This is a genomic window from Pseudomonas lalucatii, from assembly GCF_018398425.1.
GTDB lineage: Bacteria > Pseudomonadota > Gammaproteobacteria > Pseudomonadales > Pseudomonadaceae > Aquipseudomonas > Aquipseudomonas lalucatii.
In genome coordinates, this window is the sequence record NZ_JADPMV010000001.1 from 917,575 (window position 1) to 937,655 (window position 20,081).

Sequence of the window (20,081 nt, forward strand, 5' to 3'; positions counted from 1 at the left end):
GCCTGGTCGCCACCGCGCCAGCCCGCCTCGCTCGTCTCGCTCATAGAGTCAGACTCAGCTCATGCATCACTCGCGCCCGACCGCCGGCCAGCAGGCCCACGATGCGCCCCTCCTCGAGCCGCAGTTCGACGCTGATCACGCTGGGCGACGGCGGATGCATCAGGTGCCCCTGCTCGATCAGCAAGCGCTCGCCCGACACCCCCATCAGATCGTGCAGAAAGCACGCCAGGGGACCGGCCGCCATACCGGTCGCGGCTTCCTCGGCGATGCCGTAGTACGGCGCAAACATGCGCGCGCCCGCCGCCCGCTGCGGCCGACGGGTATCCGGGGAGAAGGCGTAGAAACCCACCAGGTCGAGGCGTTCGCTGAGTCGCGACAGAGCCTGCGGCTCGGGTTGCAACGCCGCCACCCGCGCCTCGTCGGCCAGCGGCACTATGACGAAGGCGCCGCCGGTACTCACCCGCGTCGGCCACAGCCCGGGCAGCAGCTGCCCCGGGTCGATGCCCATGGCCGCCATCACCGCCTCGAGCAGCGGCGGGTCGTCATCCAGGTGCACATAGTCGGGCTGGCGCTGTGCCATGAAGGCCATGTCGCCCTCGATCAGGATGTCGCGGTCGCCATCGACCGTCTCCTTGCTGGTCCAGCCTTGCTGCACCTGCCCCAGCTGGCGCAGCAGGGCGAATGCGGCCACCGTCGCGTGACCACAGTGGGCGATCTGCCGCGTCGGGGTGAAGAAGTCCAACTTGCAGGCCGCGCGCTGCGAGCGGGACACGAAGGCGGTCTCCGACAGCCCGACCTGAACGGCAACCGCCTGCTTCTGTGCGCTGCTCAGGCCATCGGCCTGGAGCACCACTCCGGCGGGGTTGCCGCCCTGGCCGTCATCGACGAAGGCGCTGACGATCCGCACCCTGACTTGCATATCGCGCCCCCTTGCCCAGTGGCATGGCTATCTCGCCAGGGGATCGTCCCAGAAGGGGCGCTCGCTCTCCTGCAGGACGTCCGCCCGACTGAGGCCCAGATCCTTGAGCGCCTCCTCATTAAGGGTAGCCAATTGCCGGCGCTGCCGGGCCAACTGCCGCCAACGCCCGAGCTGCTGCCAGGCCGCGGCGGCCAAGGCCCCCAGAGGCAATCCACGCCCAAGCTCCAACTGTACGATTGCGTAACCTTTCTGACCTTTCATCTCGTCGCCCTCCTGTGGGGTTGGCGACAGTCTCGCGCTCGGCTTATGATCAATCCAACGAATGTTTCTTATGCCGTACATCTTGGAGGTTGATGAATGGCCAACTACCCGAGCATCGACAGCGAATTGCTGCGGACCTTCGTCGCCATCGCCGACCACGGCGGTTTCACCCGGGCCGCCGAGATGGTCAACCGCACCCAGTCGGCGGTGAGCATGCAGATGAAGCGCCTGGAAGAGGACGTGCTACAGCGCCCGCTGTTCCAACGCGACGGCCGCCAGGTCAGCCTGACCGCCGAAGGCCAGGTGCTGTTGGGCTACGCGCGACGCATCCTCAAGCTGCACGGCGAGGTGATGACCACCCTGCGCGAACCGCACATGGTCGGCGCCGTGCGCATCGGCACCCCGGACGACTACGTGATGCGCTTCATGCCGGGCATCCTCTCGCGCTTCGCCCAGGCCTACCCCCTGGTCCAGGTGGAACTGCATTGCGAGCCCTCGTCCGGCCTGCTGCAGCGCCAGGACCTCGACCTGACCATCGTCACCCGCGAACCGGGCAAGGAAATCGGCCAACTGCTGCGCCAGGAGCGCATCGTCTGGGCCGAGGCCCAGGGCTTCAGCCCCCACGAACAGGAACCGCTGCCGCTGGCGATGTTCAACGCCCAGTGCTTCTGCCGCTCCTGGGCCTGCAACGCCCTGGAGGCGATGGAGCGCGAATACCGCATCGCCTACACCAGCCCGAGCCTCTCGGCCATCATGGCAGTGGTCAGCGCCGGCCTGGCGATCACCGCACAGCTGCAGAGCCTGATTCCCCCGGACCTGCGCATCATCGGCGAGGCCGAGGGCCTGCCGGCCATGCCGTCGGCGAGCATCGTGCTGCTACGCAACAGCCAGACCCAGTCGCCGGTGACCGAGACCCTGGCCGAGCACATCGTCGAAGGCTTCAGGCTTTAACGCCGAGCAACAACGCGCAGAACAGCAGGAAGCCGGCGAACAGCGCACGCAGCCGCCGCTCGGGCAACCCATGGGCCACCCTCACCCCCCAGCTGATGCTGAGCAATCCGCCCAGCGCCAAGGGCACGGCCAGCGTCCAGTTCACCTGGCCATGCCAGGCGTAGGTGGCGAGGGTCACCGCGGTGCTCGGTGCCGCCAGGGCCAGGGACAGCCCCTGAGCCATCAGCTGGGTAGTGCCGAACAACGCCGTGAGCAGCGGCGTGGCCAGCACCGCGCCGCCGACCCCGAACAAGCCGCCGAGCAGACCTGCGCCGCTCCCCAACAGCGCCAGCCAGGGCCAAGGATGGCGCAATGCCGACGCGCCGGCCGGCGTGCGCCAGTACACCCGCGAGAAGTTGTACAGGGCCAGCACCACCAGGAAGCCGATAAACGCCAGGCGCATGCGCCCGGCATCCAGGGTCACGGCCCAGGTGGCGCCGAGCAGGGCCCAGAGCAGCGCGCTGGCGGCGAGCGTCAGGGCGTGGCGCCGGTCGATGCGGTTGCGCTGGTGGTAGCGCCACAGGGCCAGCAGCACGTTGGGTACCACCATGGCCAGGGCGGTGCCCTGGGCCAGTTGCTGATCCAGGTCGAACAGGACCCCCAGGGCCGGAATCGCCAGCAGCCCCCGCCGATCCCGAACAGCCCGCCCAGTGCCCCCAGCAGCATTCCGAGAACGAGATTGAGGAAGAAGTCGAGCAGATTCATGGGTGGGCTCCGGCGGCATGCGCCATGTTAATCGGCGACAGCTAGCCTGGAAACGCACAGCCAAGCACAATGGCTATGCGAAATATGCAAAAGCGAACGCCCATGAATCCGGACAGCCTCACCGATCAACTCAGCTTGTTTCTCGACGTACTGGAAACCGGCAGCTTCTCCGCCGCCGCCCGCCGCCAGCCCCTCACCCCCTCCGCCGTCGCCCGGCGCATCGACGCCCTGGAGCGCTCGCTGGGCAGCAAGCTGTTCAGCCGCAGCACCCATGCGGTGCGCGCCACGCCATCCGGCCTGGCCTTCGCCGAGCGGGCCAGGCGCATCCTCGGTGAACTGCACCTGGCGCGTGCCGAGGCCGTCTCCCTGAGCAGCGCGCCGGAAGGCCTGATCCGCATCGACGCCCCGGCGCCCTTCGGCCGCCGCCATCTGGCACCGGCACTCGCCGAGTTCCTCGCCACCTATCCGGGGCTGGACGTACAGCTGCGCCTGATCGACAGCTTCATCGACCTGCAGGGCGAGCACCTCGGCGAGGTCGACCTGGTCCTGCGCATCGGCCCGCTGGCCGATACCCGGCTGGTCGCCACGCCGCTCTCCCCCTTGGTTCGCGTGGTCTGCGCCAGCCCCGACTACCTGGCGCGGCGCGGCGTACCGCGTACGCCCCAGGAGCTGCTGGAGCATGACGGTCTCGACTGGGAAGGACTGGCGCCGCCCTTTGCCTGGCGCTTCGAGCAGGACGGCAAGCTGCAGCTCTGTCGCCCCGCACGCCGGCGCCTGACCGCCAACAATGCCGAGGCCCTGCTGTCCAGCGTCCGCGCCGGCCTCGGCGTCGCCCACTTGCCGACCTGGCTGGTCGGCGAATACCTGCTGCGCGGCGAATTGCTGGCGCTGCTCTGCGAGCACGGCCTGCCGCCCGCCGAGCCGAGCAGCATCTACGCCCTACGCCTGGAGCGCGAGGCGAGCTCACGCACCCACCTGCTGCTGAACTTCCTCAAACAGCGCTTCGGTTTTCCGCCCCCCTGGGACCAGGCCCTGCAGGCTCACCTGCCGCTAAGGCTGTAAAGCGAAGAAACAAAAAAAAACCCGACGCCAGGGTCGGGTTTTTCGCGGCTTCAAGCCGGCACTCAGGCTTGCGGCGCCTGGGTACGGCCCTTGTAGGAGCCGTCACGGGTATCGATCTCGATCCAGTCGTCGATTTCAACGAACTCGGCGACCTTGATCTCGGTGCCGTTGCGCAGCTTGGCAGGCTTCATCACCTTGCCGGACGTGTCGCCACGGGCGGCGTTCTCGGTGTAGACGACCTGGCGCACGATGGTGGTCGGCAGGTCGACGGAGATCACCTTGCCTTCGAAGAACACGGCTTCGCAGATGTCGGTCATGCCTTCCTCGATGAACGGCAGCACGCTTTCCAGGTCTTCGGCTCGCAGCTCGTAGGAGTTGTACTCCGGATCCATGAACACGTAGTCCTCGCCACTGACGTAGGAAAGGTTCACTTCCTTACGCTCCAGGATCACCGGCTCCATCTTGTCGTCGGCCTTGTAAACGGTCTCGGTCTTGGAGCCGTTCAGCAGGTTCTTCAGCTTCATCTTGACGATGGCGCTGTTACGGCCGGACTTGGTGAATTCGGCCTTCTGGATCAGCCACGGCTGGCCGTCGATCAGGGCCACGCTGTTGGGCTTCATTTCTTGTGCGGTTTTCATACGAATATCCGATGTATGCGGTAGGTACAGAATTCTAGGCCGCGTATCATAGCCAATTTCGGTAAAACTGTACCAGCGCCGTGGCCAGATCGGTCCGCGCGCCCTGCGCCCGGCTCCAGTTCTGCGCATGCGTGGCCAGTTCCGGCCAGTGCGGCAGCAACGCCAGCCAACCTTCGCCCACCCCCTCTCCGGCATTCCAGCCTCGCCATAAACGGCCCAATGCCTGCGCCGCTTCGGGCGACAGCCCCTGCGTATAGAGCGCCAGAAACGCTTCGAGCTTGTCCCAGTGCGCGCCTTCGGCCTGCTGGTAGATGTGCCAGAGCAGCGGGCGCCCGGCCCATTGCGCGCGCAGGAAGGAGTCCTCGCCGCGCACCGCATTGAAGTCACAGCACCAGAGCAGTCGATCGTACTGGTCCTGCTCGACGAACGGCAGGACGCGGATCTGCAACTGCCCGCGCCGCCGCTCAGCCCCGGCCGCCAACCGTGCTCCGCCCAACCAGGCCTGCAAGTCATCGAGGATGCGCCCCTCCGGCACCAGCAACTGGCTGGGCACGGCGTCGGCGGCCAGGGCATCCAGCCAGCCTGCCAGCCCGGGATTCTCGTAGGCGAACAGCGAGATCAACCGCGCACCCGGCTGTCGATGCACCCCGAGTGCGGCGAGAAACCCGGTTTGCGCCTGCGCATCGGCCTGAAAGGCCCGGCACTGCTTAAGCAGCTCACGCTCGCGCAACAAGCCGCCACTGCCGGCGGTGAATCCGGGAAAGAAGAAGAACTTCTGCAACCCCTTCGGCTGCAGGGATGGCAGGCCATGACAGCCCTCGACCCAGTCCTCGGCGCTCAGGTATTCCAGGTTGAGCCACAGCACCTTGCCGGGGCGCGCCGCCATCGCCGCCACATAGGCCGCCGGCAACTCGCAGGCGAAGGCCTCGATCACCACGTCCGCCGGCTCGACCGGCTGCCACTGCGCGCCCCAGCGGCACAGCTCCACACCCTGCCGCACCTGGCGCTCGGCCCGGGCATCCGCCCCGGGACAGATGCGCGCGAACGCGGCCACTTCGTCGACCCACAGGCGCACGCTCTGGCCATGCTCGGCGGCCAACTGCCGCGCCAGACGCCAGGTCACCCCGATGTCGCCGTAGTTATCCACGACCTTGCAGAATATGTCCCACGTCACGTTCGAGCTTCCGGATGATGTCGGTCAGTTTACCCCCTTGCCGGGGATGCCTGTGCCGGCAAGGGGCGCCGGGACGCCGCCCCGGCACCCTAGCGTCTCGCGTAGAACGCAAAAAGCCCCTGAAAGACTGCTCTCTCAGGGGCTTTAGTATTGCGAAAGTGGCGGTGAAGAAGGGATTCGAACCCTTGATACGGTTTCCCGTATACACACTTTCCAGGCGTGCTCCTTCAACCACTCGGACACTTCACCGGATCTCGACGGACGCTGCCGTCTGTCGAGGCGCGCTAATCTAGCCGAACGTACCGCCAAAGGCAAAAGTTTTTTTCAAAAGATTCATGCGCTTATGCCCGGCGCCGGGCATCGCGCGCGACTGGACTCGAGCGCGCCGGGTGCGGCCGGGCGCCGGCAATCGGCCCGCCCAGGCTGACCGGCCAGTCAGTCGCCGTGCTTTACCTGAACGAAAGGGGTGAGTAACGTCTGCCCCACTTCAGCACAAGGAACCCCGCCATGAGCGACCTGATCAGCTACCAACTCGAAGAGGGTATCGCCACCCTGACCCTGAGCAATGGCAAGGTGAACGCCATTTCCCCGGACGTGATCGCCGCCTTCAACGAGGCACTGGATCGCGCCGAGCAGGACAAGGCGATAGTGGTCATCACCGGTCAGCCGGGAATACTCTCCGGCGGTTACGACCTCAAGGTGATGACCTCCGGCCCGCAGAACGCCATCGCCCTGGTCGCCGCCGGTTCAACGCTGGCCCGGCGCATGCTCGCCCACCCCCTCCCGATCATCGTCGCCTGCCCCGGCCACGCGGTGGCCAAGGGCGCCTTCATCCTGCTCTCGGCCGACTACCGCATCGGCGTCGAGGGGCCGTTCAGCATCGGCCTGAACGAAGTGCAGATCGGCATGACCATGCACCACGTGGGTATCGAACTGGCTCGCGACCGCCTGCTCAAGTCGGCATTCCACCGCTCGGTGATCAACGGCGAGATGTTCGACCCGCAGGGCGCGGTAGATGCCGGCTTCCTCGACAAGGTGGTGCCGGCCGAGCAACTGATGACCACCGCCCTGGCGGCCGCCCAGCAACTGAAGAAGATCAACATGACGGCGCATCGCAACACCAAGCTGAAGGTGCGCAAGGCGCTGCTGGAGACCCTCGACCAGGCCATCGAACTGGACCGCCAGCAGCTGCTGTAATAGACAGCCGCGACCGAACAAGCCCGGCTCGAATGCCGGGCTTTGCGCATCGTCGGTCGCCTGCGGCAGGTACTGCCCCCACGCCCCCTCACTTGCTGGAGCCGCGCCGCAATCCATCGCCCTCATCCAGGGCCTCGTCGACGAGGCGACCACTGCCCTCGGGCCAATCCGCCGACTATCGGTCATCAAGAAAATCCGTCCCGTGCCGATTCGCTGACACCGAGTCTCCAGCAGTTGGGAGGCTCAAGAAAAGAATAGGAACCAGCGCATATGAAAATTGCCCATAAAGTCGGCCTCGCTGCGGCAACGGTATTGTTTCTCACCTCCAGCCTACTTTCATTGGTGCAAATCAGTCAGGTCCGCGCCAGCCTGAACGAACAGACCGAATCCAGCATCAAGGACTCCAGTGGCGCCCTGGCGCGACAGATCGAGAACTGGTTGAACGGCAAGTTGCAGCTCATCGACATGATGGCGCAGAGCATCGACGGCCAGTTCAGCGAGGCGCAGATTCAACGCGTATTCGATCAGCCCATCCTCAAGCAGCAGTTCCTGCTGATCTTCGGCGGACTCGAGACCGACGGCCAGCGCATCACCAATGACGCGAGCTGGAACCCTACCGGCTGGGACGCACGGCAGAGGCCCTGGTACCCGGTCGCCAAGTCGGCAAACAGTGCCCTGCTGACCGAGCCCTATCCCGATGCCGCCACTGGCGAGATCCTCATTTCCGCCGTCGCCAAGCTCAGTGATCGCGGGCAATTCAAGGGGGCCTTCGGCGGCGATATCAGCCTCAAGACCATCTCCGACACCATCAACACCCTGGACTTCAACGGTGCCGGATACGCCTTTCTGCTGACCCGCGAGGGCAACATCATCTCCCACCCGAACACCGAGCTGAACGGCAAGCCGCTCGGCGAACTGTTCGACGGCAAGGTCCCGGCCCTCAGGCAGGAGCTGAGCGCCATTGCCGGCGCCGGCAAGGAGCTGCTGGTGTCCTTCACCCCGCTGAGCGGCCTCAAGGGCATGGACTGGTATATCGGCGTGGTACTCGACGAGTCCAAGGTGATGGCCGAAGCCAACGCCCTCAGCTGGCGCGCAGCCACCGGCACCCTGCTCGGCGTCGCCCTGAGCCTGCTGCTGCTGGGCGCACTGGTGGCGCGACTGCTGCGCCCGCTGAGCCAACTGCAGGGCTCGCTGCGCGACATCAACAGCGGCGAAGGCGACCTCACGCGTCGCCTGCCGGCCCAGGGCGACGACGAGATCGCCTCGGTCGAGCGCGAGTTCAACGGCTTCCTGGAAAACCTGCAGGGCCTGATCGGCGACGTGATGGGCAGCTCCCGCCAGGTTCGCGAAAGCACCTCGCTCACCTCCAGCGAGGCCAACCAGGCGGCCAGCCGCCTGCAGGAGCAGTTGCAGGAACTGGATCAGCTGGCCACTGCCATGCAGGAAATGGCCTCCACCGCCGAAGAGGTGGCACGCAACGCCCAGGCCGCGGCCCAGGCGGCCATCGCCGCCAACGAGGAGACCGAGAACGGCGTGACCGTCGTTTCGCAATCCACCGATGCGATCAAGCGCCTGGCCGACGAGATGAACGACACCAGCCACTCGATCAACGAACTGGCCAAGCTCAGCCACAACATCGAGTCGATCCTGTCGGTGATCACCAGCATCGCCGACCAGACCAACCTGCTTGCCCTCAACGCCGCCATCGAGGCGGCGCGGGCCGGCGAGTCGGGACGAGGCTTCGCCGTGGTGGCCGATGAGGTGCGCTCGCTCGCCTCACGCACCCAGCAGTCCACCCAGGAAATCCGCCAGATGATCGATCAGCTGCAGTCCGGGGTGAAACAGGCCGAGGCCCGCATGCAGCAGAGTCGCGACACCGCCAGCCAGACCGCAGAAGACGCCAGCGCCGCCAACGCCATGCTGGGGCGCATCCGCGAGGCCATCACCCGTATCAACGACATGAACCTGCAGATCGCCACCGCGGCGGAAGAGCAGAGCGCGACCACCGAAGAGATCAACCGCAACACCACCAACATCCGCGATATCAGCCATGAGGTGGCCGGGGGCGCCGAGCAGCAGGTGCGCCAGTGCGCGGTAATGGTCGACCAGGTCGGCCAGCAGGACCGAATGCTGGGACGCTTCAAGGTCTGAGTGACCTGCCGCAGGCCGAGCGAGCGCGCCGCTGGCGCCTCGCCCGAGCCTGCCGCACCCGCCGATCAAGAGCATTTGCCCGGTGCACGGCCGGCCCCTAAACTGCGCGCCTTTCTCCTGATGGGCGTCCCCAATGCTTTTCCTTCTGCGCATGCTGATGATGGCCGTGCACTTCGTTCTGGCCGGCATCCTCGGCCTGCTGCTCGGCATCTGTCGCCCCTTCAACCCCGACAACAGTCGACTCTGCGCGCGCCTCTACGCGTTGCCCGCACTGTGCATCCTGCACCTCACGCTGCGCGCGGAGGTCGGCTCGATGCTGGCGCAGCGCCAGGCCTGCGTGATAGTCGCCAACCACCAGTCCAACTACGACCTCTATGTGATCGGCCGCGTGGTACCGCCACGCACCGTGAGCATCGGCAAGAAGAGCCTGAAATGGATTCCCCTGTTCGGCCAGCTCTACTGGCTGGCCGGCAACGTGCTGATCGACCGCGGTAACGCGAGACGCGCCAAGCAGGCGATGCTCACCACCACCGAGGTGCTCAGACACCAGGACACCTCGATCTGGGTATTCCCCGAGGGCACGCGCAATGCGGGCGAAGAGCTGTTGCCGTTCAAGAAGGGCGCCTTCCAGATGGCCGTCGCCGCCGGGGTGCCGATCGTCCCGGTGTGCGTCAGCAACTACGCCCGGCACCTTCGCCTGAACCGCTGGGACGGCGGCAAGATCCTGATCCGTTCGCTGCCGGCCATTCCCACCGCCGGCCTGACCCAGGCCGACCTGCCCATGCTGATCGCCGACTGCCGAAGCCGGATGCAGCGCTGCATCGCCGCCCTGGACGCCGAGCTGGCCGCCGCCTGAACCCGATGCGGCGGGCGGCCCGGCCACGGCGTGATCTGGTTTAGAGGTCCAGTCCCGAGCGCCCGTGGGCGATGAAACGCATCATCCACTCGGCCACCGTATGGCCCTGGTGGTCGTGCTGCAGGCTGTCGATCCCTCGGCGATAGGCCTGCTCGCCGATGTGCTGCTGGCGAATCTCCAGCAGCTCCTTGGAGTAGTCGTGGACGAACTCGGGATGGCCCTGGAAGCACAGCACCTGATCGTCGATGCAATAGGCGGCAATCGGGCAGAAGTCGCTGCAGGCCAGCAGGGTCGCGTTCTCCGGCAGCTTGGTGACCTGGTCCTGATGGCTGATCAGCAGGGTCAGCTCCTCCAGCACCGGCGTCATCCACGCCGGCTGGTGGGCCAGGCGGTAGCGATGGATGCCGACGCCCCAGCCCTGCTCGGCGCGCTCGGCCTTGCCGCCTAGCAGCAGCGCCAGCAGCTGGTGGCCGAAGCAGATGCCGAGCAGCTTGTCGCCCTTGGCATAGCGATCCAGCAGGTAGGTCTTGAGGGTCTCGATCCAGGGGTCGCTGCCGAAGGAGTCGGCCTTGCTGCCGGTGACCAGGTAGGCATCGTAGTGTTCGCTGTCCGGCGGGTAGTGGCCTTCCATCACGTTGTACACGCGGAACTCGGCGGCGATCGGCTGTTGCGCGAAGAGCCGTTCGAACATTCGGCCGTAGCCTTGGTACTGATCGATGAGTTCGGGACGAAGGATGTCGGTTTCCAGGATGCAGATCTGCAGCGGCATGGGGCGGGTACCTGAGGCGCGGAGGTGACGTTTACAAGGTGCAAGCCTGCCTGCGGACCCAGCGCAAGGCAAGTGGCCGGCATCGCCAGAATGGAAAAGCCCGGCGCGACAGGCCGGGCTCGGGTCAACCGGGGAGACGCAGGGGGTCAGTCGGCTGGCGTGCTATCGAGCCCCTCGCCAGAGCCCGCGCTGTCGCCATCGGCCAACCCTGCCCCCTCATCAGGGCCCTCGGTTTCACCGTCATGCTTGCTGCTGTTGGCCAGGGCATTCTGCAAGCCAAGCGCCGCGGCCAGGGCCGCCGGGGTACTGGCCACCACCGACATCGCCTTGGCCAGGCCAGTGGTCTCCTTGGACTTCGCCGCCTCCGAGGTCGCGGCGCCATGTCCGGCACTGACGCCCTTGCCCTTGCCGTGCGCTCCCCCTTCGGCGTGGCCGGCACGACCACCACCGACTCCGCCACCGTGACCATGCCCCCGCCCGCACCGGCGCCGCCATTGCCACCGCCGTTCCCACCGCCATTGCCGCCGCCACCGCCACCGCCACCGCCACCGCCACCGCCACCGCCTTTAGCGTAGGCCGAGTCGACCAGCAGGTTCATCTGCGGCACGGCCACGGAAGACAGCATCAGGGCGCAGAACGACAACGTCATCAGGGTTTTGATTCTCGGCATGACAGCTCTCCAGGATACGGCCGCGCCCCGCCCGTGATCAGGCGGGGCAACTGCTGTGAGTCTAGCGTCAATGGCGCAGAAGCAGGCCCTGGGCAAGCCACTCGGCGTGCAAAGTGTGAAGGCAGCAGCAATTGCTCCCCGCTGACCGCCCTGCGCCAGTCAGAAGGCCTGGTCGCCTGCGGCCTTCTCCAGCAACAGCGCCGGTGGCAGGAAGCGTTCGCCGTACTGTTCGGCCAGGTACTGGGCACGGGCGACGAAGTCGCGGATGCCGTACTGGTTGATGAACTGCAGCGCGCCACCGGTCCAGGCGGCGAAGCCGATGCCGAAGATCGAGCCGATGTTGGCGTCGGCGGTCGAGCGCAGCACGCCCTCCTCCACGCATCGCACGGTTTCGAGCGCCTGGATGAACAGGATGCGATCGCGCACGTCCGCCGCGGGGATCTGCCGGTCGGGCTTCTCGAAACGCCGCTTGAGCTCCAGCCACAGCTGCTTCCTGGCGCCTGGCGGATAGTCGTAGAAGCCGCCGCCGGCCGCCTTGCCCGGGCGCTGGAACTCCCCCAGCATGCGGTCGATCACGGCGAAGGCCGGGTGCTCGGGCACCGGCTTGCCCTCGGCACTCAGGTCCTGCAGCGTCTGCTGGCGGATGCGCTGCATCAGGCTCAGGGACACCTCGTCGCTGATCGCCAGCGGCCCCACCGGCATGCCGGCCTTGCGCGCCTCGTTCTCGATCAGCGCCGCCGATACGCCCTCGCCGAGCATGGCCAGCCCCTCGTTGGTGAAGGTGCCGAACACCCGCGAGGTGAAGAAGCCGCGGCTGTCGTTGACCACGATCGGGGTCTTGCCGATCTGCAGGACGTAGTCGAAGGCCTGGGCCAGGGTCTCGTCACTGGTGCGCTGACCGCGGACGATCTCCACCAGCGGCATCCTGTCTACCGGGCTGAAGAAGTGCAGGCCGATGAACCTGTCCTGCTTGTCCACCGCGGTGGCCAGGCCGGTGATCGGCAGGGTCGAGGTGTTCGAGGCGATCATCGCGTCCGGCAGTGCGGCGCGCTCGGCCGCCGCGGTAACGTTGGCCTTGAGGTCGCGGTCCTCGTAGACCGCCTCGATGATCAGGTCGCAGCCGGCGAAGTCGGCATCCCGATCGCTGGCCTTGATCCGGGCGAGGATGGCATCGCGCTTGTCGATGCTCATCTGTCCGCGGCCGACCTTCTTCTCCAGCAGCTTGGCCGAATAGTCCTTGCCCCTTTCCGCGACCTCCAGCGACAGGTCCTTGAGCACCACCTCGATCCCCGCCACGGCGGACACGTAGGCAATGCCGGCGCCCATCATGCCGGCGCCGAGCACCCCGACCCTCTGCGTCGCACGGGGAGCGCAGCCCTGGGGACGGGAGGCGCCGGCGTTGATCTGGTTGAGCTGGAACCAGAAGGTACCGATCATGTTCTTCGCCACCTGCCCCGTGGTCAGCTCGGTGAAGTAGCGCGCCTCGATCAGCTGCGCCGTGTCGAAGTCGACCTGGGCACCCTCGACCGCGGCGCAGAGGATCTTCTCCGGCGCCGGGAAGCAGCCCCTGGTCTTGTCCCGCAGCACCGACGGCGCGATGGCCAGCATCTGCGCCAGGTTCGGGCTGGCCGGCGTGCCGCCGGGCATCCGGTAGCCCTTCTCGTCCCAGGGCTGCACGGCCTCGGGGTTGGCCAGGATCCAGGCGCGGGCCTTGGCCAGCAGCTCGTCCCGGTCTGCGGCCAGCTGGTCGACCAGCCCGGCCTTGAGGGCGGCCTCGGCGCGCAGCTGCTTGCCTTCGAGCAGGTACGGCAAGGCCTTCTCCAGACCGAGCAGGCGCACCATGCGCACCACGCCGCCGCCACCCGGCAGCAGGCCCAGGGTCACCTCCGGCAGGCCGATCTGCACCCTGCCACCGTCCAGGGCGATGCGCTGGTGGCAGGCCAGGCAGATTTCCCAGCCGCCGCCCAGGGCGGCACCGTTGATCGCCGCCACCACGGGCTTGCCGAGGGTCTCCAGGCGGCGCAGCTGCCCCTTGATGCCGAGAACCATCGCGTAGAACGGCTGGGCGTCGGCCTTGCCGACCTCGATCAGCTCGTTGAGGTCGCCGCCGGCGAAGAAGGTGTTCTTCGCGGACGTCACTATCACCCCGGCGATGGCGTCCTTCTCGGCCTCCAGGCGCGCAACGGTCTTGCCCATGGCTTCGCGGTACGCCGCGTTCATGGTGTTGGCACTCTGGCCGGGCATGTCCATGGTCAGCACGACGATGTTGTCCTGACCCTTTTCGTAACGGATGGCCTCAGTCATTTTCCTGTCCCCGCCTCAAAGCCTTTCGATGATCGTCGCGATACCCATGCCGCCGCCGACACAGAGCGTGGCCAGGCCGTAGCGCAGCTCGCGTGCCTCCAGTTCGTCGAGCAGGGTGCCGAGGATGGCGCAGCCGGTGGCGCCCAGGGGGTGCCCCATGGCGATGGCGCCGCCGTTGACGTTGACCCTGTCCTCCGCCACGCCCATGTCCTTCATGAACTTCAGCACCACCGAGGCGAAGGCCTCGTTGACCTCGAACAGGTCGATGTCCGCCACGCTCAGGCCGGCCTTGGCCAGCGCCTTGCGGGTGGCCGGCGCCGGGCCGGTGAGCATGATGGTCGGGTCGCTGCCGGTCACCGCGCTGGCGACGATCCGCGCCCGCGGTTTCAGGCCCAGTTCCTGGCCCTTGGCGGCGGAGCCGATCAGCATCAGCGCGGCGCCGTCGACGATGCCCGAGCTGTTGCCGGGGGTGTGGACATGGTCGATGCGCTCGACATGGCTGTAGACGCTCAGCGCGGTGCTGTCGAAGCCCATCTGGCCGATCGCCTCGAAGCTCGGTTTGAGCTTGCCGAGGCCCTCGAGGGTACTGTCGCCGCGGATGAATTCGTCATGGTCGAGCAGGACGATGCCGTTCTGGTCGCGGACCGGCACCAGGGACTTGACGAACGCGCCGGCGGCGCTGGCGCGCGCGGCCTTCCGCTGCGAGCGCAGGGCGAAGGCGTCGACATCGGCGCGGCTGAATCCCTCCAGGGTGGCGATCAGGTCGGCACCTATGCCCTGGGGAGTGAAGTGGCTGTGCAGATTGGTTTCCGGGTCCATCACCCAGGCGCCGCCATCGGAGCCCATGGGCACCCGCGACATGGACTCCACGCCGCCGACCACCACCAGGTCCTCGAAGCCGGAACGCACCTTCATCGCGCCGATGTTCACCGCCTCCAGCCCCGAGGCACAGAAACGGTTGAGCTGTACGCCGCTGACGCTGACGTCCCAGTCCGCCAGCAGTGCCGCGGTCTTGGCGATATCGGCGCCCTGCTCGCCCACCGGGGTGACGCAGCCGAGGACGATGTCGTCGACCTGGCCGGTGTCCAGGCCGGTACGCGCCTCCAGCGCCTTCAGCAGGCCGACGACCAGGCTCACCGGTTTGACGCTGTACAGGGCGCCGTCCTTCTTGCCCTTGCCGCGGGGCGTGCGTAGCGCATCGAAAATGAATGCTTCGGTCATGGCGTCCTCGGACCTCCCTGGGGTTGGCTGGGGCGGCGCCACTGTGGCCAGAGGCGCCGGCTCTCGGTCCCTCCACCATACCCCTGGACCCGGCAGGCTCAATGACCGAAGCGCTCAGGGCCATTGACCCCGGCGCTCAGACGAACGGTCCATTGCTGGCGAAATGAGCTCACGCCGCATGTGAAGGCGTCTGGCTCCGGGCCTGCTTGGGGAACTTGCGGCCCATGCAATTACTCATAGTTCCAAGCAATCACTCTTTTGAAACCAAGTCATCTAAAGAGTCCCGGATGCGCCCCCTAGAGTTACCAAGGTTGGAAGGCAATGAACACTCCATGCCAGGGTCCGTCGCCGGGTACTGCCGGGACGGTGTGTCAGTCCACGCCTGGTGTGACGCCGCAGCCCGAAAGCCTCGATGCGGGCAGTCGACGCCACCCCAACAAGAATAAAAGGCAGATGGCCATGTTCAGACAACCCAAGTTTCGCCAAGCAGGCCTGATCGTTTTCGCCACCACGGTTATCCTGATCCTCCCCAACCTGACCCGCTTGGTCAGCTGATCGCCCACTCGCCCCCCCGCGCGTCACCGCAGCGGTGCCGCCCGTGGCGCGGTCAGGGAAAGGCCAGGCTCAACCAGTGCCGGTAGAAGCCTTGCGCCACCTGGTTCAGGGCCGCCACCCTGGCCGGCAACTGGTCGAGCATCTGCGCCACGCTCTGCTGGCTGGGCTGACGGGCGTCGAGCAGATGCGCCCAGTCCTTGAGCCATAGACGCACCAACTCCTCGGTCATCTCCGGGTGGCCTTGCACCGCGAGCGTCCTGTCGCCCCAGGCAAAGCCCTGGTTCTCGCACCAGGGGCTACTGAGCAGGGGCCGCGCGCCGGGTGGCAAGGCGAAGCTGTCGCCGTGCCACTGGAAGATCGGAAACTCGGCCGGCAGATGGGCCAGCCAGGGACTACTCGAGGCCTCGGCGGCACGCCTCATCGGCTGCCAGCCGCTCTCGGTGTAGGGCATGCGCCGTACCTCGGCACCCAGGGCCCTGGCCAGCAGCTGAGCCCCCAGGCAATGGCCGATCATGGGGATGTCGCGGCGGATGAAATGCTGCAGGGCGGCGATTTCCGTGGCCAGCCAGGGCAGCTCGTCGTTGACGCTCATCGGCCCGCCCATGATCGCCACGGCACGCGGCCGGTCCAGGTCGATGTTCGCCAGCTCGCCGAGGTCGACGCGCAGCACGCGGAAATCGCGGCGCGCCTCGTCCAGCACCTGGGCCAGGTAGCCCGGCGGGCAGTAGTCGATGTGGGTCAGAATCAGGATATCGGTCATAGCGGCCTCCGCCGCCCAGTCTGCGGCAAAGCGCAGACCGGGGTCGAGCGGAAGCTGCCGACCGACCGGGCGACAGGCCTCGCCGAGCGTCTGCCGGTGAGGCCTGCTAGCGGACGGGGCCTAGGGCTGCGCGCCCCTGACCTCCTGCGTCACGCCCCAGCCATCCAGGGTGCCGCCGAGCGGCAGCACCACCGAGGCCAGATCGTGCTCGAAGTCGCCGATGCCGGCGTGGGTCGCGTACATCACCTTGCTGACTTGCAGGTGCCAGGCGCCGTCGTCCCGCTCGGTCACCAGGGCATGCAAGGATTCGCCACGAAAGTTTCTGGTCGCCAGGCGAGCCCGCTCCTCATCGGGAAAAATGGCGTAGAACTCGATGGGATGGAAGCTGGCGAAATCGAAACCGCCCTCCTTCATCCGCCGTAATACTCCGCTGCTGACATCATCGTGCAAGGCTGTGCTCATGAAATGATCTCCTCAGGCGATGGATGGATTAACCGCTTTCCCATTGCAACCGTCTTTACTGCGGCGGTGTCGCGACACCAATTGCGGTGCCGCCCGAGAATCAAGCAGGTGCTGCTTGATGTGTCATAAGCCAGACCTGACTCCAGGGCTGGTCGACGTAGCGTCATTCAGATCGAATGATTCAGAGCCGTCTATTGCAGGGTAGCCCGATACCGGCGAGTTTGCCGTGTCCTGCCGTGATATCTGCCACCGCAGACGATCAGCGGCGATGGCGGCGATGCCCACGGGCTCCGGCCGCTGCCGCGAACTGGACACTAGTGTCTCGCCGCCCGATGGGGACAAGCATTGCCAAACCAGGGAAGGACACATAAAGAACGCCACACCCGCGCTCGTGACCTTGATCCTCTTCTGCGCCCAGCCCCCTCAGGTGATGCTCAACGCGGAACAGTCGCCGATCCAGTTCGGCATCCAGCCCATGTCCCGCCCGGATACGGCGCAGGCCGTCATCGACCTCTATATTCGCGCCGGGCTCGCCTGCGTCTGGATGTGTCGGGATGCCGGATCGAGAGGCACGCTTGGCTCGAGGGCCTGCCCTTGCTCCCAGCTCCCGGCCCTATGCCGCTATCGCCGCCAGCGCCCGCCGCAGGTCCTGGCGCAGGTCCTCGACATGCTCGATCCCCACCGACAGCCGCACCAGGTTGTCGCTGATGCCGATCTGCGCACGACGCTCGGGCGGGATGGAGGCGTGGGTCATCCTGGCCGGCTGGCTGATCAGGCTCTCCACCCCGCCCAGGCTCTCGGCCAGGGTGAACAGCCGGGTGGCCTCGAGAAAGCGCCGGGTGCCTTCGCCGTCGGCGGCCAGATACAGGGTCACCAGCCCGCCACAGCCGCGCATCTGGCGCCTGGCCAGGTCGTGCTGCGGATGGCTGGCAAGACCGGGGTAGAGCACCGAGGCCACCTGCGGCTGGCGCTCCAGCCAGGCGGCCAGCTCACTGGCGTTGTCGACGTGGCGCTGCAGGCGCAGGGCCAGGGTGCGCATGCCGCGCAGACAGAGGAAGCTGGAGAAGGGGTCGAGGATGGCGCCTACCGAGTTCTGCAGGAAGGCCAGCTGTTCGGCCAGTTCCGGCCGGTCGGCCAGCGCCACCAGCCCGGCGATCACATCCGAGTGGCCATTGAGGTACTTGGTCGCCGAATGCACCACGATGTCGAAACCGTGCTGCAGCGGCCGCTGCAGGTAGGGCGAGGCGAAGGTGTTGTCGGCCACGGTGAGGATGCCGCGCTCACGCCCCAGGCGGCCGACCTGGGCCAGGTCGCAGAGCTTGAGGGTCGGGTTGGTCGGCGTCTCGACCCAGATCATCCGCGTGTCCGGTTCGAGCGCCGCGGCCAGGGTGGCGGCGTCGGCGTCCGCCGGTACATAGCTGACCCGCAGGCCGGCGCCGGGTTTGCGCACCCGTTCGAACAGGCGGTAGGTGCCGCCGTAGAGGTCGTCCACCGCGACCATGTGGCTATTCGCCGGCAGCAGCTCCAGCAGCGTGGCGCAGGCCGCCAGGCCGGAGGCGAAGGCATAGCCGTGGGCGCCGCCCTCCAGTTCGGCGATGGCCTGTTCCAAGGCCTGGCGCGTGGGGTTCTGGCTGCGCCCGTACTCGTAGCCGGCGTGCACGCCGGGCGACTGCTGGCGGAAGGTCGAGGTGGCGTAGATCGGCGGCATCACCGCACCGGTCCAGTCCGGCTCGTAGCCGGCGTGCACGGTCAGGGTTTCGAACTCGCTCATGCTGCCTCCTGGGGTCGATGGCGGGTCTGGGCGCGCGGCGCATCGAGCCGCCTAACGCAGGGTGCGACGCCAGAGGTTGAGCACATCGCTCTTGGTGATCAGCCCGAGAAAGCGGCCGTTCTCAACGATCAGCGCCACATGCCCCTCATCGAAGGTCTGCAGCAGGCGCTGCAGCGGCACGTCCGGGGCGAGGGTCTGCAGCCTGGTCACCATCGCCTCGCGCACCGGCGACTGGAAATGCTCGGGGGCATCCTTCACCGCCCGCAGCAGGTCCCATTCGTCGATCAGCCCCACCACCCGGTCGCCGTCCATCACCGGCACCTGGTCGATGTCATGGAAGCGCATGCGCCCGTACACCACCTCCAGCGACTCGTTAGGCTTGCAGGTAACGGTCGCCCCCTCGTCGTAGCGGCGGGCGATCAGGTCGCGCAAATTGCCCTCCCTGGGTCGCTCGATCAGGCCCTGGTCGAGCATCCAGTAGTCGTTGAACATCTTCGACAGGTACTTGTTGCCACTGTCGCAGACGAAGGTCAGCACCCGCTTGGCCGTGCGCTGTTCGCGGCAGTAGCGCAGGGCGGCGGCCAGCAGGGTGCCGGACGAGGAGCCGGCCAGCACGCCCTCCTCCCTGAGCAGCAGGCGCGCGGTGTGCAGGCTCTCGGCATCGGGAATGCGGTAGGCGCGCCTGACCAGTTCGAAATCGGCCAGGGCCGGTATGAAGTCCTCGCCGATGCCCTCCACCAGCCAGCTGCCCGCCTCGCCGGTGCAGCCGGTCTCGACGAAATCCGCCAGCACCGAGCCCTCGGGATCGGCCAGGACCATCTCGACCTGCGGCGCCACCCGCTGGAAGAAGCGGGTCAGGCCGCCCAGGGTGCCGCCGGAGCCGACGCCCACCACCACCGCATCGACCCGCTGCTCCAGCTGCCGCCAGAGTTCCGGGCCGGTGCAGCTCTCGTGGGCCCAGGCATTGGCCGGGTTGTTGAACTGGTCGATATAGAAGGCGTCGGGCATGCCCTGGGCGATGCTGCGCGCCAGGTCCTGGTAGTACTCGGGATGGCCCTTGCCGACATCCGAACGGGTCAGGCGCACCTCGGCACCGAGGGCCTTGAGGTGGAAGACCTTCTCGCGGCTCATCTTGTCCGGCACCACCAGCAGCATGCGGTAGCCCTTCTGCGCGGCGACCAGGGCCAGGCCCAGGCCGGTGTTGCCGGCGGTGGCCTCGATGATGGTGCCGCCGGGCCTGAGCTCGCCGCTGCGTTCGGCGGCCTCGATCATGGTCAGGGCGATGCGGTCCTTGATCGAACCGCCGGGGTTCTGGTTCTCCAGCTTGACGAACAGCTCGCAAGGGCCGGTGTCCAGGTGGCTGAGCGGCAGGATCGGCGTGTTGCCGATCATCTCGAGTATGGGGCTGGTGGGCATGGGCGCGTCCCTCTGCAGAGCGGCCATTGCGCCGCGCCCCGGGCCTGTCCGCGCGATCCTGGGTCCGTGCGGCGCCGGGGACAACGGATCGGCCATGGCTTAGTTATAGGCACTGCACAGCCCCAGGGCCAGCGCACTCGGTCGCCCGGCGACGGCCCGCGGGCAGAAAAAAGGACCCGAAGGTCCTTTTCTCATGCGCC

16 protein-coding genes, 1 tRNA gene and 2 pseudogenes are annotated in these 20,081 nt (G+C 67.0%); 6 read left to right on the forward strand and 13 right to left on the reverse strand.

Annotated features, from left to right (window positions below; genetic code table 11):
• Positions 1-40: 40 nt before the first annotated feature.
• Positions 41-919 (reverse strand): PhzF family phenazine biosynthesis protein, encoded by an 879-nt coding sequence (locus I0D00_RS03940; protein WP_213638443.1) that lies wholly within the window; start codon positions 917-919, stop codon positions 41-43.
• Between the two features lie 27 nt (positions 920-946).
• A complete protein-coding gene (locus I0D00_RS03945; RefSeq protein WP_213638444.1) occupies positions 947-1,180 on the reverse strand; it encodes a DUF1127 domain-containing protein in 234 nt (77 codons plus the stop codon).
• A gap of 96 nt (positions 1,181-1,276) precedes the next feature.
• On the opposite strand from I0D00_RS03945, the gene I0D00_RS03950 reads away from it, so the two are divergent.
• Complete coding sequence (locus I0D00_RS03950) at positions 1,277-2,131, forward strand: LysR family transcriptional regulator (protein WP_213638445.1); 855 nt, start codon at positions 1,277-1,279, stop codon at positions 2,129-2,131.
• Here the strand turns inward: I0D00_RS03950 and I0D00_RS03955 are convergent.
• Positions 2,121-2,875 (reverse strand): annotated as a pseudogene (locus tag I0D00_RS03955) (sulfite exporter TauE/SafE family protein). The gene I0D00_RS03950 and the pseudogene I0D00_RS03955 overlap by 11 nt on opposite strands.
• A gap of 102 nt (positions 2,876-2,977) precedes the next feature.
• Here I0D00_RS03955 and I0D00_RS03960 point away from each other — a divergent pair.
• Positions 2,978-3,937 carry a LysR family transcriptional regulator gene (locus I0D00_RS03960; RefSeq protein WP_213638446.1) on the forward strand — a complete coding sequence of 320 codons (960 nt, stop codon included), beginning with the start codon at positions 2,978-2,980 and terminating at the stop codon, positions 3,935-3,937.
• 62 nt (positions 3,938-3,999) lie between these two features.
• Here I0D00_RS03960 and efp read toward each other — a convergent pair whose 3' ends face one another.
• From efp to I0D00_RS03975, 3 genes are all read right to left on the reverse strand, one after another.
• Positions 4,000-4,575 carry an elongation factor P gene (gene efp, locus I0D00_RS03965; RefSeq protein WP_213638447.1) on the reverse strand — a complete coding sequence of 192 codons (576 nt, stop codon included), beginning with the start codon at positions 4,573-4,575 and terminating at the stop codon, positions 4,000-4,002.
• A gap of 46 nt (positions 4,576-4,621) precedes the next feature.
• A complete protein-coding gene (gene earP, locus I0D00_RS03970; RefSeq protein WP_213638448.1) occupies positions 4,622-5,749 on the reverse strand; it encodes an elongation factor P maturation arginine rhamnosyltransferase EarP in 1,128 nt (375 codons plus the stop codon).
• Between the two features lie 159 nt (positions 5,750-5,908).
• A tRNA-Ser gene (locus tag I0D00_RS03975) sits at positions 5,909-5,998 on the reverse strand.
• A 258-nt stretch (positions 5,999-6,256) separates the two neighbouring features.
• Between I0D00_RS03975 and I0D00_RS03980 the strand changes: the two genes are divergently transcribed.
• The 4 genes and pseudogenes from I0D00_RS03980 to I0D00_RS03990 all read left to right on the forward strand — a co-directional run bounded on the left by I0D00_RS03980 (position 6,257) and on the right by I0D00_RS03990 (position 9,953).
• The gene (locus tag I0D00_RS03980) at positions 6,257-6,946 is read left to right on the forward strand and encodes a crotonase/enoyl-CoA hydratase family protein (protein WP_213638449.1); all 690 of its coding nucleotides are present in this window, start codon (positions 6,257-6,259) and stop codon (positions 6,944-6,946) included.
• A 270-nt stretch (positions 6,947-7,216) separates the two neighbouring features.
• Positions 7,217-8,239, forward strand: a pseudogene (locus I0D00_RS21815) (HAMP domain-containing protein); the annotation flags it as partial.
• Between the two features lie 30 nt (positions 8,240-8,269).
• Entirely contained in the window at positions 8,270-9,097 is an 828-nt protein-coding gene (locus I0D00_RS21820) for a methyl-accepting chemotaxis protein (RefSeq protein WP_420850796.1), read from the forward strand.
• A 133-nt stretch (positions 9,098-9,230) separates the two neighbouring features.
• Complete coding sequence (locus tag I0D00_RS03990) at positions 9,231-9,953, forward strand: lysophospholipid acyltransferase family protein (RefSeq protein ID WP_213638451.1); 723 nt, start codon at positions 9,231-9,233, stop codon at positions 9,951-9,953.
• Between the two features lie 40 nt (positions 9,954-9,993).
• On the opposite strand, the gene I0D00_RS03995 is transcribed toward I0D00_RS03990, so the two are convergent.
• The 7 genes from I0D00_RS03995 to I0D00_RS04025 form a co-directional block, all read right to left on the reverse strand.
• Positions 9,994-10,722: an amidotransferase gene (locus tag I0D00_RS03995; protein WP_213638452.1), complete on the reverse strand. Its 729-nt coding sequence runs from the start codon at positions 10,720-10,722 to the stop codon at positions 9,994-9,996.
• Between the two features lie 829 nt (positions 10,723-11,551).
• Positions 11,552-13,696: a 3-hydroxyacyl-CoA dehydrogenase NAD-binding domain-containing protein gene (locus I0D00_RS04000; RefSeq protein ID WP_213638453.1), complete on the reverse strand. Its 2,145-nt coding sequence runs from the start codon at positions 13,694-13,696 to the stop codon at positions 11,552-11,554.
• A gap of 15 nt (positions 13,697-13,711) precedes the next feature.
• Entirely contained in the window at positions 13,712-14,917 is a 1,206-nt protein-coding gene (locus I0D00_RS04005) for an acetyl-CoA C-acetyltransferase (protein ID WP_213638454.1), read from the reverse strand.
• Between the two features lie 607 nt (positions 14,918-15,524).
• Positions 15,525-16,232, reverse strand: coding sequence for a type 1 glutamine amidotransferase (locus I0D00_RS04010; protein WP_213638455.1), 708 nt, complete (start codon positions 16,230-16,232; stop codon positions 15,525-15,527).
• Positions 16,233-16,352: 120 nt separating this feature from the next.
• Positions 16,353-16,694 (reverse strand): ribonuclease E inhibitor RraB, encoded by a 342-nt coding sequence (locus I0D00_RS04015; protein ID WP_213638456.1) that lies wholly within the window; start codon positions 16,692-16,694, stop codon positions 16,353-16,355.
• A 613-nt stretch (positions 16,695-17,307) separates the two neighbouring features.
• Positions 17,308-18,465: a trans-sulfuration enzyme family protein gene (locus tag I0D00_RS04020; RefSeq protein ID WP_213638457.1), complete on the reverse strand. Its 1,158-nt coding sequence runs from the start codon at positions 18,463-18,465 to the stop codon at positions 17,308-17,310.
• A gap of 51 nt (positions 18,466-18,516) precedes the next feature.
• Positions 18,517-19,881, reverse strand: a complete 1,365-nt coding sequence (locus tag I0D00_RS04025) for a pyridoxal-phosphate dependent enzyme (protein ID WP_213638458.1) — start codon at positions 19,879-19,881, stop codon at positions 18,517-18,519.
• Positions 19,882-20,081: the final 200 nt, after the last annotated feature.

What these genes read in the sequence shown, in the direction of transcription:
- I0D00_RS04010 (WP_213638455.1), bottom strand. Translation starts at nt 16,232, where the DNA reads ATGACCGATATCCTGATTCTGACCCACATCGACTACTGCCCGCCGGGC.
- I0D00_RS03940 (WP_213638443.1), bottom strand. Translation starts at nt 919, where the DNA reads ATGCAAGTCAGGGTGCGGATCGTCAGCGCCTTCGTCGATGACGGCCAG.
- I0D00_RS03945 (WP_213638444.1), bottom strand. Translation starts at nt 1,180, where the DNA reads ATGAAAGGTCAGAAAGGTTACGCAATCGTACAGTTGGAGCTTGGGCGT.
- I0D00_RS04005 (WP_213638454.1), bottom strand. Translation starts at nt 14,917, where the DNA reads ATGACCGAAGCATTCATTTTCGATGCGCTACGCACGCCCCGCGGCAAG.
- efp (WP_213638447.1), bottom strand. Translation starts at nt 4,575, where the DNA reads ATGAAAACCGCACAAGAAATGAAGCCCAACAGCGTGGCCCTGATCGAC.
- I0D00_RS03950 (WP_213638445.1), top strand. Translation starts at nt 1,277, where the DNA reads ATGGCCAACTACCCGAGCATCGACAGCGAATTGCTGCGGACCTTCGTC.
- I0D00_RS04000 (WP_213638453.1), bottom strand. Translation starts at nt 13,696, where the DNA reads ATGACTGAGGCCATCCGTTACGAAAAGGGTCAGGACAACATCGTCGTG.
- I0D00_RS21820 (WP_420850796.1), top strand. Translation starts at nt 8,270, where the DNA reads ATGGGCAGCTCCCGCCAGGTTCGCGAAAGCACCTCGCTCACCTCCAGC.
- I0D00_RS03990 (WP_213638451.1), top strand. Translation starts at nt 9,231, where the DNA reads ATGCTTTTCCTTCTGCGCATGCTGATGATGGCCGTGCACTTCGTTCTG.
- I0D00_RS03995 (WP_213638452.1), bottom strand. Translation starts at nt 10,722, where the DNA reads ATGCCGCTGCAGATCTGCATCCTGGAAACCGACATCCTTCGTCCCGAA.
- I0D00_RS03960 (WP_213638446.1), top strand. Translation starts at nt 2,978, where the DNA reads ATGAATCCGGACAGCCTCACCGATCAACTCAGCTTGTTTCTCGACGTA.
- I0D00_RS04015 (WP_213638456.1), bottom strand. Translation starts at nt 16,694, where the DNA reads ATGAGCACAGCCTTGCACGATGATGTCAGCAGCGGAGTATTACGGCGG.
- I0D00_RS03980 (WP_213638449.1), top strand. Translation starts at nt 6,257, where the DNA reads ATGAGCGACCTGATCAGCTACCAACTCGAAGAGGGTATCGCCACCCTG.
- I0D00_RS04020 (WP_213638457.1), bottom strand. Translation starts at nt 18,465, where the DNA reads ATGAGCGAGTTCGAAACCCTGACCGTGCACGCCGGCTACGAGCCGGAC.
- I0D00_RS04025 (WP_213638458.1), bottom strand. Translation starts at nt 19,881, where the DNA reads ATGCCCACCAGCCCCATACTCGAGATGATCGGCAACACGCCGATCCTG.